The 15,759-nt window shown below is 53.8% G+C and carries 16 protein-coding genes; 13 read left to right on the top strand and 3 right to left on the bottom strand.

The genetic code is table 11. The features are described from left to right. Positions 1-306 precede the first annotated feature (306 nt). From livK to ugpQ, 10 genes are all read left to right on the top strand, one after another. Positions 307-1,416, top strand: coding sequence for a high-affinity branched-chain amino acid ABC transporter substrate-binding protein LivK (gene livK / locus OGX91_RS08150; protein WP_149691838.1), 1,110 nt, complete (start codon positions 307-309; stop codon positions 1,414-1,416). A 61-nt stretch (positions 1,417-1,477) separates the two neighbouring features. Then, complete coding sequence (gene livH / locus OGX91_RS08145; RefSeq protein WP_003023435.1) at positions 1,478-2,404, top strand: high-affinity branched-chain amino acid ABC transporter permease LivH; 927 nt, start codon at positions 1,478-1,480, stop codon at positions 2,402-2,404. Next, positions 2,401-3,678: a branched chain amino acid ABC transporter permease LivM gene (gene livM, locus OGX91_RS08140; protein ID WP_005121591.1), complete on the top strand. Its 1,278-nt coding sequence runs from the start codon at positions 2,401-2,403 to the stop codon at positions 3,676-3,678. Before livH ends, livM begins: the two co-directional genes overlap by 4 nt. Beyond that, entirely contained in the window at positions 3,675-4,442 is a 768-nt protein-coding gene (gene livG / locus OGX91_RS08135) for a high-affinity branched-chain amino acid ABC transporter ATP-binding protein LivG (protein WP_061068754.1), read from the top strand. The genes livM and livG overlap by 4 nt, the downstream gene beginning before the upstream one ends. 17 nt (positions 4,443-4,459) lie before the next feature. Then, positions 4,460-5,173, top strand: coding sequence for a high-affinity branched-chain amino acid ABC transporter ATP-binding protein LivF (gene livF, locus OGX91_RS08130; RefSeq protein WP_137378492.1), 714 nt, complete (start codon positions 4,460-4,462; stop codon positions 5,171-5,173). Between the two features lie 294 nt (positions 5,174-5,467). Next, positions 5,468-6,784, top strand: a complete 1,317-nt coding sequence (gene ugpB, locus OGX91_RS08125; protein WP_040231703.1) for a sn-glycerol-3-phosphate ABC transporter substrate-binding protein UgpB — start codon at positions 5,468-5,470, stop codon at positions 6,782-6,784. Positions 6,785-6,884: 100 nt separating this feature from the next. Then, entirely contained in the window at positions 6,885-7,772 is an 888-nt protein-coding gene (gene ugpA / locus OGX91_RS08120) for a sn-glycerol-3-phosphate ABC transporter permease UgpA (RefSeq protein WP_182289692.1), read from the top strand. Then, positions 7,769-8,614 (top strand): sn-glycerol-3-phosphate ABC transporter permease UgpE, encoded by an 846-nt coding sequence (gene ugpE, locus OGX91_RS08115; protein WP_003023450.1) that lies wholly within the window; start codon positions 7,769-7,771, stop codon positions 8,612-8,614. The genes ugpA and ugpE overlap by 4 nt, the downstream gene beginning before the upstream one ends. Position 8,615: 1 nt before the next feature. Continuing rightward, entirely contained in the window at positions 8,616-9,686 is a 1,071-nt protein-coding gene (locus tag OGX91_RS08110; protein WP_005121595.1) for a sn-glycerol-3-phosphate import ATP-binding protein UgpC, read from the top strand. Beyond that, positions 9,683-10,426: a glycerophosphodiester phosphodiesterase gene (gene ugpQ, locus OGX91_RS08105; protein ID WP_286625912.1), complete on the top strand. Its 744-nt coding sequence runs from the start codon at positions 9,683-9,685 to the stop codon at positions 10,424-10,426. Before OGX91_RS08110 ends, ugpQ begins: the two co-directional genes overlap by 4 nt. Here the strand turns inward: ugpQ and OGX91_RS08100 are convergent. Next, positions 10,423-10,866 carry a DUF2756 family protein gene (locus OGX91_RS08100; RefSeq protein WP_005121597.1) on the bottom strand — a complete coding sequence of 148 codons (444 nt, stop codon included), beginning with the start codon at positions 10,864-10,866 and terminating at the stop codon, positions 10,423-10,425. The two genes, ugpQ and OGX91_RS08100, sit on opposite strands and share 4 nt — an antisense overlap. Before the next feature lie 117 nt (positions 10,867-10,983). Between OGX91_RS08100 and ggt the strand changes: the two genes are divergently transcribed. Continuing rightward, entirely contained in the window at positions 10,984-12,729 is a 1,746-nt protein-coding gene (gene ggt / locus OGX91_RS08095; protein ID WP_182289694.1) for a gamma-glutamyltransferase, read from the top strand. Positions 12,730-12,796: 67 nt separating this feature from the next. Here ggt and yhhY read toward each other — a convergent pair whose 3' ends face one another. Then, positions 12,797-13,285, bottom strand: coding sequence for an N-acetyltransferase (yhhY, locus tag OGX91_RS08090; RefSeq protein WP_005121599.1), 489 nt, complete (start codon positions 13,283-13,285; stop codon positions 12,797-12,799). Positions 13,286-13,559: 274 nt separating this feature from the next. Beyond that, positions 13,560-13,700: a hypothetical protein gene (locus tag OGX91_RS08085; protein WP_286625911.1), complete on the bottom strand. Its 141-nt coding sequence runs from the start codon at positions 13,698-13,700 to the stop codon at positions 13,560-13,562. A 58-nt stretch (positions 13,701-13,758) separates the two neighbouring features. Between OGX91_RS08085 and OGX91_RS08080 the strand changes: the two genes are divergently transcribed. Together OGX91_RS08080 and yhhW are read left to right on the top strand one after the other, a co-directional pair. Then, entirely contained in the window at positions 13,759-14,796 is a 1,038-nt protein-coding gene (locus OGX91_RS08080) for an oxidoreductase (protein ID WP_005121601.1), read from the top strand. A 123-nt stretch (positions 14,797-14,919) separates the two neighbouring features. After that, the gene (gene yhhW / locus OGX91_RS08075; protein ID WP_005121602.1) at positions 14,920-15,615 is read left to right on the top strand and encodes a quercetin 2,3-dioxygenase; all 696 of its coding nucleotides are present in this window, start codon (positions 14,920-14,922) and stop codon (positions 15,613-15,615) included. Positions 15,616-15,759 lie beyond the last annotated feature (144 nt).

Raw genomic sequence — 15,759 nt, 5'->3', positions numbered from 1 at the left:
AAGCAGAATATTATCTTTTCTTAATCGACTGAAAAATAGAGCTTTTAGCCGTAATTTGCTTAAAAAACTGCGCTAAACCATTAATGAGACTGGTAAAAATAGTACAGTTCAAAAAAAGCACAGTCTGCTTTTTGACCATATAAATACAACATATATACACAAAATCATTCAAGTTGCATCAAGGCGACAAGAGAGTGAATCCCCAGAAGCTTACATAAGTAAGTGACTGGAGTGAGCTAACGTAGCCAACACAGAGGCAGCTTGAAGGATGAAGTGTAAACACGTCACGAATGGGGATTCAGGAATATGAAACGGAATGCGAAAACCATCATCGCAGGGGTGATAGCACTGGCAATGTCGCACGCTGTCATGGCGGAAGATATCAAGGTCGCTGTTGTTGGCGCGATGTCAGGTCCGGTCGCGCAGTGGGGCGATATGGAATTTAATGGCGCACGTCAGGCGATTAAAGATATCAATGCCAAAGGTGGGATCAAAGGCGACAAGCTGGTCGCCGTGGAATATGACGATGCCTGCGATCCGAAACAGGCCGTTGCCGTCGCGAACAAAATCGTCAACGATGGCATTCAGTATGTGATAGGACATCTGTGCTCATCGTCGACTCAACCGGCATCAGATATTTACGAAGATGAAGGCATTCTGATGATTTCCCCGGGCGCGACCAACCCGGAACTGACGCAGCGTGGTTACGCGCACATCATGCGCACCGCGGGTCTGGACTCCTCTCAGGGGCCGACTGCCGCGAAATACATCCTGGAGAAGGTGAAGCCACAGCGTATCGCCATCATTCATGACAAACAGCAGTACGGTGAAGGCCTGGCGCGTTCGGTGCAGGACAGCCTGAAAGCAGGTAAAGCCAACATCGTCTTCTTTGATGGGATCACCGCCGGGGAGAAAGATTTTTCTGCGCTGATCGCCCGCCTGAAAAAAGAAAATATCGACTTCGTTTATTACGGTGGCTACTACCCGGAAATGGGGCAAATGCTGCGTCAGGCGCGTTCAGTTGGCCTGAAGACGCAGTTTATGGGACCAGAGGGCGTGGGAAATGCCTCCCTGTCTAACATTGCCGGTGATGCCGCTGAAGGGATGTTGGTTACCATGCCAAAACGCTATGACCAGGATCCGGCTAACAAAGCTATCGTTGATGCGCTCAACGCTGACAAGAAAGATCCAAGCGGACCTTACGTATGGATCACTTACGCAGCCGTTCAGTCACTGGCGACAGCGATGGATCGTAGCGGCAGCAAAGAGCCGTTGGATCTGGTGAAAGATCTGAAAGCACACGGGGCTGATACCGTGATTGGGCCGCTGAAATGGGACGAAAAAGGCGATTTGAAGGGATTTGAGTTTGGTGTCTTCCAGTGGCACGCGGATGGTTCATCGACTGTCGCGAAGTAATACCTGAAGACGCGTTATCCCACCGCCCGTGCAAAACGGGCGGGTTTAAAAAGGTTACCTTATGTCCGAGCAGTTCCTCTATTTCTTGCAGCAGATGTTTAACGGCGTCACGCTGGGAAGCACCTACGCGCTGATCGCCATTGGCTACACGATGGTGTACGGCATTATCGGCATGATCAACTTCGCCCACGGCGAGGTGTATATGATCGGCAGTTATGTCTCCTTTATGATCATCGCTGCGCTAATGATGATGGGTATTGATTCCAGCTGGCTGCTGGTTGCCGCAGGCTTCGTCGGTGCTATCGTGATTGCCAGCGCCTACGGCTGGAGCATTGAACGCGTGGCGTATCGGCCCGTACGCAGCTCCAAGCGCCTGATCGCGCTGATTTCCGCCATCGGGATGTCTATCTTCCTGCAAAACTACGTCAGCCTGACGGAAGGCTCGCGCGACGTGGCGCTGCCCAGCCTGTTTAACGGTCAGTGGACTGTCGGCAGCAGTGAAAACTTCTCTGCGTCCATCACTACCATGCAGCTGGTTATCTGGATTGTGACCTTCCTTGCGATGCTGGCGCTGACGCTGTTTATCCGCTATTCGCGTATGGGACGCGCCTGTCGTGCCTGCGCGGAAGACCTGAAAATGGCCAGCCTGCTCGGCATTAACACTGACCGCGTGATCGCGCTGACTTTTGTGATTGGCGCAGCAATGGCGGCGGTAGCAGGTGTGTTGCTTGGACAGTTCTACGGTGTAATTAACCCCTATATTGGCTTTATGGCCGGGATGAAAGCCTTTACCGCGGCGGTTCTTGGCGGTATCGGTAGCATTCCAGGGGCGATGATCGGCGGCCTGATTCTGGGCGTGGCGGAAGCGCTCTCCTCTGCTTATCTGAGTACGGAATACAAAGATGTGGTGTCGTTCGCACTGCTGATTCTGGTGCTGCTGGTAATGCCGACCGGTATTCTGGGTCGCCCGGAGGTAGAGAAAGTATGAAACCGATGCATTTTGCAATGGCGCTGCTTTCAGCGGTTATGTTTTTCATCCTGGCGGGCGTCTTCATGGGCGTTCAACTGGAACTGGATGGCACGAAGCTGGTGGTGGATACCGCTGCGGATATCCGCTGGCAGTGGGTGTTTATCGGTACCGGCGTGGTCTTTCTTTTCCAACTGCTGCGTCCCGTTTTCCAGAAGAGCCTGAAGAGCGTCTCCGGACCGAAGTTCATTCTGCCGGCGATTGATGGCTCAACCGTCAAACAGAAGCTGTTTCTGGTGGCGCTGTTGGTCATTGCTGTCGCATGGCCATTTATGGTGTCGCGCGGCACGGTGGATATCGCTACGCTGACGATGATTTATATCATCCTCGGCCTCGGCTTAAACGTGGTGGTCGGCCTTTCCGGCTTGCTGGTGCTGGGCTACGGCGGATTCTATGCCATTGGTGCGTATACCTTTGCGCTGCTGAACCACTATTACGGTCTTGGTTTCTGGACCTGTTTGCCGTTGGCGGGACTGGTATCGGCGGCGGCAGGTTTCCTGCTTGGCTTCCCGGTTCTGCGTCTGCGCGGCGACTACCTGGCAATAGTGACCTTAGGCTTTGGCGAAATCGTGCGTATCCTGTTGCTCAATAATACAGAAGTCACCGGTGGCCCGAACGGTATCAGCCAGATCCCTAAACCGACCTTTTTCGGTCTGGAATTCAGCCGTAGCGCCCGTGAAGGCGGCTGGGATACCTTCAGCAACTTCTTTAACGTCAAGTACGATCCCTCTGATCGTGTGATTTTCCTTTATCTGGTGGCGCTGCTGCTGGTGGTGTTCTCGCTGTTTGTCATCAACCGCCTGTTGCGTATGCCGCTGGGCCGTGCATGGGAAGCGCTGCGTGAAGATGAAATTGCCTGCCGTTCACTGGGCTTAAACCCTACGCGTATCAAGCTGACCGCCTTTACCATCAGCGCCGCGTTTGCCGGTTTTGCCGGTACGTTGTTTGCCGCGCGCCAGGGTTTTGTCAGTCCGGAATCATTCACCTTTGCCGAGTCGGCCTTTGTGCTGGCGATTGTCGTGCTGGGGGGGATGGGATCGCAGTTTGCGGTGATCCTGGCGGCCATCCTGCTGGTGGTCTCACGTGAACTGATGCGTGATTTCAATGAATACAGCATGTTAATGCTGGGTGGTTTGATGGTACTGATGATGATCTGGCGTCCGCAGGGCTTGCTGCCGATGACCCGTCCACAGTTGAAGCTGAAAAACGGGGAAGCAAAAGGAGAGCAGGCATGAGTCAGCCATTATTATCGGTTAGCGGCCTGATGATGCGTTTTGGCGGCCTGCTGGCAGTCAACAATGTGTCTCTGGATTTGCATAAAAAAGAGATTGTCTCTCTGATTGGCCCGAACGGCGCGGGGAAAACCACGGTCTTCAACTGCCTGACCGGGTTCTATAAGCCGACCGGCGGGACGATTAAGCTGCGCGACCAGCACCTGGAAGGGCTGCCGGGCCAGCAAATTGCGCGCATGGGCGTGGTGCGTACCTTCCAGCATGTGCGTCTGTTTCGCGAAATGACAGTGATTGAAAATCTGCTGGTGGCGCAGCATCAGCAACTGAAAGCTGGGGTTTTCTCCGGGCTGCTAAAAACCCCTGCTTTTCGCCGCGCGCAGGATGAAGCGCTGGAGCGCGCCGCCACCTGGCTTGATCGTATCGGCCTGCTGCAGCATGCTAACCGGCAGGCGAGCAACCTGGCCTATGGCGACCAGCGCCGTCTTGAGATTATCCGTTGCATGGTCACTCAGCCGGAAATTCTGATGCTCGATGAACCTGCTGCGGGTCTTAACCCGAAAGAAACCAAAGAGCTGGATGAGCTGATTGCTGAGCTGCGCGACCATCACGACACCACCATCCTGCTCATTGAGCACGACATGAAGCTGGTGATGGGCATTTCAGACCGTATTTACGTGGTGAACCAGGGGACGCCGCTGGCGAACGGGACACCGGAGCAGATTCGTAACAACCCGGACGTGATCCGCGCCTATTTAGGCGAAGCATAATGGTGGTGAGGCATAAGATGGAAAAAGTCATGTTGTCTTTTGACAACGTCAACGCCCACTACGGCAAGATCCAGGCGCTGCACGACGTCAGCTTGTATATCAACCAGGGTGAAATCGTGACGCTTATTGGTGCCAACGGCGCGGGAAAAACCACGCTGCTCGGAACGCTGTGTGGCGATCCTCGGGCAACAAGTGGGCGTATTGTCTTTGATGGTAAAGATATTACCGACTGGCAGACGGCAAAAATCATGCGTGAAGCAGTGGCGATTGTCCCGGAAGGGCGTCGCGTGTTTTCCCGTATGACGGTAGAAGAGAACCTGGCGATGGGGGGCTTTTTTGCCGAGAAAGACCAGTTTCAGAAACGCATCAAGTGGGTGTATGACCTGTTTCCACGTCTGCATGAGCGTCGTATCCAGCGTGCGGGAACTATGTCTGGTGGTGAGCAGCAGATGCTGGCGATTGGCCGGGCTTTGATGAGCCAGCCGAGGCTGCTACTGCTTGATGAACCGTCGCTGGGTCTGGCGCCGATTATCATCCAGCAGATCTTTAACACCATTGAGCAATTGCGCGAGCAGGGGATGACGATTTTCCTCGTCGAACAAAACGCCAACCAGGCACTGAAACTCGCTGACCGTGGGTACGTGCTGGAAAACGGCCACGTGGTGCTGGAAGATACCGGTGATGCATTGCTGGCTAACGAAGCGGTGCGTAGTGCGTATCTGGGCGGTTAACTCTCAGCCACCTTGCCGGATGGCGGTGTAAACACCTTATCCGGCCTACAGTATGTATAGGCCGGATACGATGCGTGAGCACCGCTATCCGGCGTATCACCCAAATAGCCTGTACGTGTCTCAGCTCCCACTTTCCCTTCTTGCAATCGTCACTGCCTTGCCATCTCTCTGTCGCCTTACTATCTTTTTTTTGTAATAAAAAAGTTATTTTTCTGTCATTCGAGCATGTCATGTTACCCCCGCGAGCATAAAACGCGTGATATCGCGCATCCGGCACAACAAGAGAGATAACCGATGATATCGTTACGACATACAGCTTTAGGACTGGCGCTTAGCCTGGCGTTTGCAGGTCAGGCACTGGCGGTCACCACCATCCCATTCTGGCACTCAATGGAAGGCGAACTGGGTAAAGAGGTTGATTCTTTGGCGCAACGTTTTAATGCCGCCAATCCCGACTACAAAATTGTTCCGCAGTACAAAGGCAACTACGAGCAGAGCCTGAGCGCAGGTATTGCCGCCTTCCGTACCGGAAACGCGCCTGCGCTGCTGCAGGTTTATGAAGTGGGTACGGCAACGATGATGGCTTCGAAAGCCATTAAACCGGTGTATGAAGTATTCAAAGAGGCTGGCATTAACTTCGATGAGTCTCAGTTTGTACCGACGGTTTCCGGTTATTACACCGACTCTAAAAGCGGACATTTACTCTCCCAGCCTTTTAACAGCTCCACCCCGGTGCTGTACTACAACAAAGATGCCTTCAAAAAAGCCGGTTTAGACCCTGAGCAACCGCCGAAAACCTGGCAGGATCTGGCGGAATACACCGCGAAGCTGAAAGCCGCAGGTATGAAGTGCGGGTATGCCAGCGGCTGGCAGGGCTGGATCCAGATTGAAAACTTCAGCGCCTGGAACGGATTACCAGTCGCGACTAAAAATAACGGTTTTGACGGTACTGATGCAGTACTGGAGTTCAACAAGCCGGAACAGGTGAAGCATATCGCGCTGCTGGAAGAGCTGAATAAAAAGGGCGATTTCAGCTACTTCGGGCGTAAAGATGAGTCGACCGAGAAGTTCTACAACGGGGATTGCGCCATTACCACCGCGTCTTCCGGTTCTCTGGCTGACATCCGCCACTACGCGAAATTCAACTATGGCGTCGGGATGATGCCGTACGATGCCGATGTGAAGGGCGCGCCGCAGAACGCCATTATCGGTGGGGCCAGTCTGTGGGTGATGCAGGGTAAAGACAAAGCCACCTACGAAGGCGTGGCGGAGTTCCTCAACTTCCTGGCGAAACCTGAAATTGCTGCCGAATGGCATCAGAAAACAGGTTATCTGCCGATCACCACCGCCGCCTACGATTTGACCCGCGAGCAGGGTTTCTATGAGAAGAACCCGGGCGCGGATATCGCCACCCGTCAAATGCTGAACAAGCCGCCGTTGCCGTACACCAAAGGGCTGCGTCTGGGCAATATGCCGCAGATCCGTACCATTGTGGATGAAGAGCTGGAAAGCGTCTGGACCGGGAAGAAAACCCCGCAGCAGGCGCTGGATGCCGCCGTTGAGCGTGGCAATCAGTTACTGCGCCGCTTTGAGCAATCGACCAAATCGTAATGTGAAATGCCGGGTGACGGCTGCGCCTTACCCGGCCTACAAATGCGCGTAGGCCGGATAAGCGTAGCGCCATCCGGCGCTGTTCAGGAATCAAATCTACATGTCCTCATCCCGTCCGGTGTTCCGCTCGCGCTGGCTTCCCTATTTACTGGTGGCTCCGCAGTTGGTCATCACCGTTATTTTCTTTATCTGGCCCGCCGGTGAAGCGCTGTGGTACTCACTACAATCCGTTGATCCGTTTGGTCTTTCCAGCCAGTTTGTCGGACTGGAAAACTTTGTCGCACTGTTCCATGACCCGTACTACCTTGATTCATTCTGGACCACTATTAAGTTCAGCTCGTTGGTTACGGTGAGCGGCCTGTTGGTGTCGTTATTTTTTGCCGCGTTGGTGAATTACGTGGTGCGCGGCAGCCGTTTTTATCAAACGTTGATGCTGTTGCCCTACGCCGTTGCGCCCGCCGTTGCCGCTGTGCTGTGGATCTTCCTGTTTAACCCCGGGCGCGGGCTGATTACCCATTTTCTCGGTGAGTTTGGCTATGACTGGAACCATGCGCAAAACAGCGGTCAGGCGATGTTCCTGGTGGTGTTTGCGTCGGTCTGGAAGCAGATTAGTTACAACTTCCTGTTCTTCTTTGCCGCACTGCAGTCTATTCCTCGCTCGCTGATCGAAGCCGCCGCGATTGATGGTGCGGGGCCGGTTCGCCGCTTCTTTAAACTGGCGCTGCCGCTCATTGCCCCGGTGAGCTTCTTCCTGCTGGTGGTGAACCTGGTGTATGCCTTCTTTGACACCTTCCCGGTGATTGATGCTGCCACTGCGGGCGGGCCGGTACAGGCGACGACGACGCTGATTTATAAGATCTACCGCGAAGGTTTTGTCGGACTGGATCTGGCTTCTTCCGCTGCACAATCGGTGGTGTTGATGTTCCTGGTCATTATTTTGACGGTGGTGCAGTTCCGCTATGTGGAAAGTAAGGTGCGTTACCAATGATTGAGAACCGTCGTGGGCTGACAATATTCAGCCATGCCATGTTGATTATGGGAATCATGGTGATCCTGTTTCCGTTGTACGTCGCGTTTGTCGCGGCGACGCTGGACAATAAAGCGGTGTTTGAGACGCCGATGACGCTGGTTCCCGGCACACAGCTGCTGGAAAACATGAAATACATCTGGGTCAACGGCGTAGGCGTGAATAGCGCACCGTTCTGGTTGATGATGCTCAACAGTTTCATCATGGCGTTCAGCATTACGGTAGGGAAAATTACCGTCTCTATGCTCTCCGCATTCGCCATCGTCTGGTTCCGCTTTCCGCTGCGCAACCTGTTCTTCTGGATGATTTTTATCACCCTGATGCTACCGGTTGAGGTGCGTATTTTCCCGACGGTAGAAGTGATCGCCAACCTGAAGATGCTCGACAGCTATGCGGGGCTGACGCTGCCGTTGATGGCATCTGCGACAGCGACTTTCCTGTTCCGTCAGTTCTTTATGACCCTGCCGGATGAACTGGTTGAGGCGGCGCGTATTGACGGCGCGTCACCGATGCGTTTTTTCCGCGATATCGTACTACCGCTGTCAAAAACCAATCTGGCGGCGTTGTTCGTGATCACCTTTATCTACGGCTGGAACCAGTATCTGTGGCCGTTGTTAATTATTACCGACGTCAATTTGGGCACTGCGGTGGCGGGTATTAAAGGCATGATTGCCACCGGTGAAGGCACCACGCAGTGGAACCAGGTAATGGCAGCCATGCTGCTGACGCTCATCCCTCCGGTAATCATCGTGTTAGCCATGCAGCGCGCGTTTGTGCGTGGTTTAGTGGACAGTGAGAAATAAAATGGCTGGTTTAAAACTACAGGCAGTAACCAAAAGCTGGGACGGCAAAACCCAGGTGATTAAACCGCTGACGCTGGACGTTGCGGACGGGGAATTTATTGTGATGGTTGGGCCATCCGGTTGCGGTAAATCTACGCTGCTGCGGATGGTGGCCGGGCTTGAACGGGTGAGCGGTGGCGATATCTGGATTGATAATAAGCGCGTCACCGAGATGGAACCGAAAGATCGCGGTATTGCGATGGTCTTCCAGAACTACGCGTTGTACCCGCATATGAGCGTGGAAGAAAATATGGCCTGGGGACTGAAAATCCGCGGGATGGGCAAGGAGCATATTGCTGAGCGGGTGAAAGAGGCGGCGCGTATTCTTGAGCTGGATGGCCTGCTTAAACGTCGTCCACGCGAGCTTTCTGGCGGCCAGCGCCAGCGTGTGGCCATGGGGCGGGCGATTGTCCGCGACCCGGCGGTATTCCTGTTCGATGAGCCGCTTTCTAACCTTGATGCCAAGCTGCGCGTACAGATGCGTCTGGAGTTACAACATCTGCATCGCCGACTGAAAACCACCTCGCTGTACGTGACGCACGATCAGGTTGAAGCGATGACCCTCGCCCAACGGGTAATGGTGATGAACAAAGGCATTGCCGAGCAAATCGGTACCCCGGTTGAGGTGTATGAAAAACCCGCCAGCCGCTTTGTGGCGAGTTTTATCGGCAGCCCGGCGATGAATCTGCTGGATGGTCGCATCAGCGCCTCGGGTACGCATTTTGAGTTGGGCGATGGCATGTCGTTACCTATAGGGAAAAGCGTCGGGGAGTGTATTGGGCGTAACATGACGCTGGGTATCCGCCCGGAGCATATTGCGCTAAGCTCGCAGGCCGAAGGTGGCGTGCCGCTGGTCGTCGACACGCTGGAAATGCTGGGTGCGGATAATCTGGCACATGGACGTTGGGGTGAGCAAAAGCTGGTGGTGCGACTGGCGCATCAGCATCGCCCGACGGCAGGCAGCACGCTGTGGCTGCATCTGCCAGAAAATCATCTGCATCTTTTTGATGGCGAAACAGGACAACGTGTATGAGTAACTGGCCTTACCCCCATATTGTCGCCCATCGTGGCGGCGGTAAGCTGGCACCGGAAAACACCCTGGCGGCAATCGACATGGGAGCGCGATACGGTCACACCATGATTGAGTTTGACGCTAAATTGTCGAAAGACGGTGAGATCTTCTTGCTGCATGACGACAACCTGGAGCGCACCAGCAACGGCTGGGGCGTGGCTGGCGAATTGAACTGGCAGGATTTATTGCGTGTGGATGCCGGGGGCTGGTTTAGCGGTGAGTTTAAAGGCGAACCGCTGCCGCTGCTCTCGCAAGTCGCTGAGCGCTGCCGCCAGCATGGCATGATGGCGAATATTGAAATCAAACCGACCACGGGAACCGGGGTGCTGACCGGGAAAGCCGTGGCGCTGGCCGCGCGTGAACTGTGGTCGGGAATGACGTCGCCGCTACTGTCATCTTTTGAAATTGATGCGCTTGAAGCGGCGCAGCAGTCGGTGCCTGAGCTGCCGCGTGGTTTACTGCTTGATGAGTGGCGCGAGGACTGGCGAGAGCTCACCACCCGGTTGGACTGTGTCTCTATTCATCTTAATCATAAGCTGCTGGATGAAGCGCGCGTGGATGCGTTGCGCGATGCGGGGCTGCGGATTCTGGTGTATACCGTCAACCGACCCCAGCGCGCGGCAGAACTGCTACGCTGGGGGGTAGACTGCATCTGTACCGATGCCATTGATGTCATCGGGCCGGATTTCCAGCCCTGTTAAGGTCCAAGCGTTTTTAACGGAACGTTAGGTTGCGGCGTGCTGGAGGGCTTCAGCATGTCGCCATTCTTTTTTTCCGGCAGCATCTGTTGCTGTTTATTCAGCGAGTTGTCCGGGTTATGCGTTCCGTTTAACATCCCGCCATTGCTGTTGGGCAGCATTTGCTGCTGGCCGGAATTCAACTCACCTGGCTGAGACTGACGTACTCGCTGGGAATTGGCGTTGATTTGGTTTTCCATATGCTGTTGCTGCATGCGTGTCTGCGTTTGCAACTGCTGGTTGAGCATCCCTTTCTGTTGAATTTGCTGCGTTTGCATTTGTGTTTGCATACGCTGTTGACTCGGGATCTGATAACCGGGTTGATTCGGGTTATTCATGGTGTTGATGGGCTGTGCAAAACCTGCAAACGGCAATAGCATGGCTAAAAGTAAGAGTCGTTTCATCGCTTTTCTCCTCTCGGGGATCGCTTAAGTTTACTCCTTTCTTACCGTTACGATGATTATTTCAGAGTTATGCACCAGGCTTAGTGGGGGCCGACCCCATAAATCTGGAGAATAACGATGATAAAACCGACGTTTTTACGCCGGGTAGCCATTGCTGCTCTGCTCTCAGGAAGTTGTTTTAGCGTGGCTGCTGCACCGGCTGCGCCACCGCCGGTATCCTACGGTGTTGAAGAAGATGTGTTCCATCCTGTGCGTGCGCAGCAGGGGATGGTGGCTTCCGTGGATGCGCTGGCCACGCAGGTTGGGGTGGATATTCTGAAACAGGGCGGGAATGCCGTTGATGCCGCTGTAGCCGTTGGCTACGCGCTGGCGGTGACGCATCCGCAGGCGGGCAATCTGGGCGGCGGTGGGTTTATGCTACTGCGTACCAAAGACGGTAACGCCACGGCGATTGATTTTCGTGAAATGGCGCCAGCTGGCGCGACTCGCGATATGTTCCTTGATGAGCAGGGCAACGCTGATGCGAAAAAGTCGCTGACATCGCATCTGGCATCCGGTACGCCGGGTACGGTGGCGGGTTTCTCGCTGGCGCTGGAGAAATACGGCACGATGCCGCTGAACAAAGTCGTGCGCCCGGCAATGAAGCTGGCGGAAGAAGGCTTTGTGGTTAACGATGCGCTGGCTGACGATCTGAAAACCTATGGCAGCGAAGTGCTCCCTAATCACGAGAACAGCAAAGCCATTTTCTGGAAAGACGGCGAGCCGCTGAAAAAGGGCGACAAGCTGGTGCAAACGAACCTGGCGAAAAGCCTCGAGATGATTGCCGAAAATGGCCCGGATGCGTTTTATAAAGGGGCGATTGCCGATCAGATAGCTGGGGAAATGCAGAAAAACGGCGGGTTGATGACCAAAGAGGATTTAGCCAGCTATAAAGCCGTGGAGCGTACGCCGATTAGCGGCGACTATCGCGGGTATCAAGTCTTCTCGATGCCACCGCCGTCCTCTGGCGGTATTCACATCGTGCAGATCCTCAATATTCTCGAAAACTTTGATATGAAGAAGTACGGGTTTGGCAGCGCCGATGCCATGCAGATCATGGCTGAAGCAGAAAAATATGCCTACGCCGACCGCTCGGAGTATCTGGGCGACCCGGATTTTGTGAAAGTGCCATGGCAGGCGCTGACCAACAAAGCTTATGCCAAATCGCTTGCCGATCAGATTGATATCAACAAGGCCAGGCCTTCCAGCCAAATCAAGCCTGGCAAACTTGCTCCCTATGAAAGTAACCAGACCACTCACTTCTCGGTGGTAGATAAAGACGGGAATGCCGTGGCAGTGACCTATACCCTGAATACCACCTTCGGAACCGGCATTGTAGCGGGTAACACCGGCATTCTGCTCAATAATGAGATGGATGATTTCTCCGCCAAGCCGGGTGTGCCGAACGTTTACGGGCTGGTGGGCGGCGATGCTAACGCTGTTGGGCCGAAGAAGCGCCCACTGTCGTCGATGTCGCCGACTATTGTGGTAAAAGACGGGAAAACCTGGCTGGTTACCGGTAGCCCTGGCGGGAGCCGAATTATCACTACCGTGCTGCAAATGGTAGTCAACAGCATTGATTTTGGAATGAATGTCGCTGAAGCGACCAACGCGCCGCGCTTCCATCATCAATGGTTGCCCGATGAACTGCGCGTTGAGAAAGGGTTTAGCCCGGACACCATTAAGCTGCTGGAGCAGAAAGGGCAGAAAGTCGCGCTGAAGGAAGCGATGGGTAGCACACAGAGCATTATGGTAGGACCGGATGGCGCACTGTATGGCGCATCCGACCCGCGTTCCGTGGATGATTTAACTGCAGGATATTGATGGTATTGCCGGGTCTGCCGTTGATGCAGGCCCGGCGAGTGCTTCCTGGCGGTTGGTTTCTTACCCGTTATTTCACGCGCGCCATAAAGTACGCATCCACGTACTCGCCGTTGCGCAGGCCGTATTTCTTACCTGTCCCTTCGATCTCAAAGCCATGCTTTTTATAGACCGCAACCGCAGGTTCGTTATCAACAAACACCGTTAATTCGATACGGTCGACGCGTAGCCAGTTGTCGCACATGTCGATCATCGTACGGAGAAGCGCGCTGGCAACGCCGCGATTCTGCCAGCGGGCATCAACGCAGATACCAAAATCGGCGACATGGCTGCGGCGGGGGCGCTGAGCAACGTCGATGCAGAGATGTCCGACGACGATATTATCAATGCACGCGACCAGTTGTTTGATTCCGACCCGTTCGGTTAGTCGCTCTTGCCACATCTCCATGGAAGGATGAGGAACCTGTAGCGTGTTGTGATACACCTCCGGCTGGGCATGGATCTGACGAATGGCGTCGTAATCTTTAGGTTCAGCGTGGCGAATCACTATCTCACTCATTCCTTATCTCCTTCAGGGTTAATTGAGTCTTTACCCTCGCTGAGAAAGAAAATTCCGTCAACTGCATTTTTTTGCAAAAAGAAGTAGACAAGTGCGAATGAGAATGATTATTATTGCTCTGCGTTCAGGGGAACCCCTACGGAGAACCTGAAAGCACGACATTGCTCACATTGCTTCCAGTATTACTTTAGCCAGCTTTTGCTGGCTTTTTTTTTGAGGCTGGGTTTCGGGCTAGTTTGCTTGTCAGCTTAATCCCGGGCTGTGCTCGCAATCCTCACGTACTCTGTGTACGCTCCGGTTGCTGCGCGCAGGCCGTGAATAATCTGCCTGCGCCACTGACGCCCGAGCTTGAGCTTGAGGCATCTGCTTTGTAGGCCGGATAAGGCAACGCCGCATCCGGCAAAGAATCCAACATTCAGTCTCCAGCCGCTTTGCGCTATGGTGTAGATAATCATCTTCAAAAGGATTGTCTCATGACCTTACACTGCGCATTTATTGGTTTTGGTAAAAGTACCACTCGCTACCATTTACCTTACGTCCTCAACCGCAAAGACAGCTGGCATGTCGCACATATTTTCCGCCGCAACGCGAAACCGGAAGAGCAGGCGCCGCAGTATTCGCATATTCACTTCACCAGTGACCTCGACGAGATCTTAAACGATCCGCAGGTGAAGTTAGTGATCGTTTGTACTCATGCTGACAGCCATTTTGACTACGCCAAACGTGCGCTGGAGGCGGGTAAAAACGTGTTGGTTGAGAAACCGTTCACGCCGACGCTGGCAGAAGCAAAAGTGCTGTTCGAACTGGCGCAAAGCAAAGGGCTGACCGTTACGCCATATCAGAATCGTCGTTTTGACTCCTGCTTCCTCACCGCTAAAAAGGCGATTGCGAGCGGCAAACTCGGCGAAATTGTTGAGGTTGAAAGCCATTTCGATTACTACCGTCCGGTGGCGGAAACTAAGCCGGGACTGCCGCAGGACGGCGCGTTTTATGGCCTGGGCGTACACACCATGGATCAGATTATCTCGCTGTTCGGACGCCCCGATCATGTGGCCTATGACATCCGCAGCCTGCGTAATAAAGCGAACCCGGACGATACCTTTGAAGCACAGCTGTTTTACGGCGACCTGAAAGCCATTGTTAAAACCAGTCATCTGGTGAAAATTGACTATCCGAAATTTATCGTTCACGGCACCAAAGGCTCGTTTGTGAAGTACGGCATCGACCAGCAGGAAACCAGCCTGAAGGCCAATATCATGCCGGGTGAGCCAGGTTTCGCTGCTGACGATTCCATCGGGGTACTGGAGTATGTCAACGATGACGGCCTGACGGTAAAAGAAGAGATGAAACCGGAAGTCGGGGACTATGGTCGCGTCTATGATGCGCTATACCAGACGCTGACCGCCGGTACGCCTAATTACGTCAAGGAATCTGAAGTTCTTACCAACCTGGAACTTCTCGAACGCGCCTTTGAACAGGCGTCTCCGGCGACGATAACCCTCGCTAAATAGCTTGCACAGACTCCTCTGGGCTTGTTCATATTTTTTGAACAGAGGAGTCAATTTTCACCCTCTATGATCCCGGGCGGATTGAGTCCACACTTACTCCATCGAAAACATCTGGGGGTGAACACAATGATCTATTTACGCAAAGCTAACGACCGCGGTCATGCGAATCATGGCTGGCTCGATTCCTGGCATACCTTCTCTTTTGCCAACTACTATGACCCGAACTTTATGGGGTTTTCGGCACTGCGCGTGATTAACGATGACGTGATTGACGCAGGCCAGGGCTTTGGCACTCACCCCCATAAAGACATGGAAATCCTGACCTACGTGCTGGAAGGCGCGGTGGAACATCAGGACAGCATGGGCAACAAAGAGCAGGTGCCGGCCGGAGAGTTTCAGATTATGAGCGCCGGGACGGGGATCCGTCACTCGGAGTACAACCCGAGCAATACTGAGAAGCTGCATCTGTATCAGATCTGGATCATGCCGCAGGAAAATGGCATTACGCCGCGTTACGAGCAACGTCGTTTCGATGCTGTTCAGGGTAAACAACTGGTGCTGTCGCCGGATGCCCGCGATGGTTCGCTGAAAGTGTACCAGGATATGGAGCTGTACCGTTGGGCGCTGCTTAAAGATGAGCAGTCGGTACATCAGATTGCCGCTGAACGTCGCGTCTGGATCCAGGTCGTTAAAGGCAACGTCACCATTAACGGAACCAAAGCGACCACCAGCGATGGTCTGGCAATCTGGGATGAGCAGGCTATTTCTATTCATGCCGACAGCGACAGCGAAGTGTTACTGTTTGACCTGCCGCCTGTATAAAAATACACGTCATCCTTCAAGCCGCACCTGTGTTGGCTTTCCTCGCTCACCCCGGTCGCGTACTTAATGTACGCTCCCGGGGATTCACTGCGTCGCCGCCTTGATGCAACTCGAATGATTTTGTGTATTTCTCACAATCAAAAA

Source organism: Citrobacter sp. Cpa228 (genome assembly GCF_030333085.1).
Taxonomy (GTDB): domain Bacteria; phylum Pseudomonadota; class Gammaproteobacteria; order Enterobacterales; family Enterobacteriaceae; genus Citrobacter; species Citrobacter pasteurii.
Note: the sequence above shows the minus strand (reverse complement) of the source record. Positions and strands in the feature narration are given on the sequence as shown.

What these genes read in the sequence shown, in the direction of transcription:
- ugpQ (WP_286625912.1), top strand. Translation starts at nt 9,683, where the DNA reads ATGAGTAACTGGCCTTACCCCCATATTGTCGCCCATCGTGGCGGCGGT.
- ggt (WP_182289694.1), top strand. Translation starts at nt 10,984, where the DNA reads ATGATAAAACCGACGTTTTTACGCCGGGTAGCCATTGCTGCTCTGCTC.
- ugpA (WP_182289692.1), top strand. Translation starts at nt 6,885, where the DNA reads ATGTCCTCATCCCGTCCGGTGTTCCGCTCGCGCTGGCTTCCCTATTTA.
- livM (WP_005121591.1), top strand. Translation starts at nt 2,401, where the DNA reads ATGAAACCGATGCATTTTGCAATGGCGCTGCTTTCAGCGGTTATGTTT.
- OGX91_RS08110 (WP_005121595.1), top strand. Translation starts at nt 8,616, where the DNA reads ATGGCTGGTTTAAAACTACAGGCAGTAACCAAAAGCTGGGACGGCAAA.
- OGX91_RS08080 (WP_005121601.1), top strand. Translation starts at nt 13,759, where the DNA reads ATGACCTTACACTGCGCATTTATTGGTTTTGGTAAAAGTACCACTCGC.
- livF (WP_137378492.1), top strand. Translation starts at nt 4,460, where the DNA reads ATGGAAAAAGTCATGTTGTCTTTTGACAACGTCAACGCCCACTACGGC.
- ugpE (WP_003023450.1), top strand. Translation starts at nt 7,769, where the DNA reads ATGATTGAGAACCGTCGTGGGCTGACAATATTCAGCCATGCCATGTTG.
- OGX91_RS08085 (WP_286625911.1), bottom strand. Translation starts at nt 13,700, where the DNA reads ATGTTGGATTCTTTGCCGGATGCGGCGTTGCCTTATCCGGCCTACAAA.
- livK (WP_149691838.1), top strand. Translation starts at nt 307, where the DNA reads ATGAAACGGAATGCGAAAACCATCATCGCAGGGGTGATAGCACTGGCA.
- yhhW (WP_005121602.1), top strand. Translation starts at nt 14,920, where the DNA reads ATGATCTATTTACGCAAAGCTAACGACCGCGGTCATGCGAATCATGGC.
- yhhY (WP_005121599.1), bottom strand. Translation starts at nt 13,285, where the DNA reads ATGAGTGAGATAGTGATTCGCCACGCTGAACCTAAAGATTACGACGCC.
- livG (WP_061068754.1), top strand. Translation starts at nt 3,675, where the DNA reads ATGAGTCAGCCATTATTATCGGTTAGCGGCCTGATGATGCGTTTTGGC.
- ugpB (WP_040231703.1), top strand. Translation starts at nt 5,468, where the DNA reads ATGATATCGTTACGACATACAGCTTTAGGACTGGCGCTTAGCCTGGCG.
- livH (WP_003023435.1), top strand. Translation starts at nt 1,478, where the DNA reads ATGTCCGAGCAGTTCCTCTATTTCTTGCAGCAGATGTTTAACGGCGTC.
- OGX91_RS08100 (WP_005121597.1), bottom strand. Translation starts at nt 10,866, where the DNA reads ATGAAACGACTCTTACTTTTAGCCATGCTATTGCCGTTTGCAGGTTTT.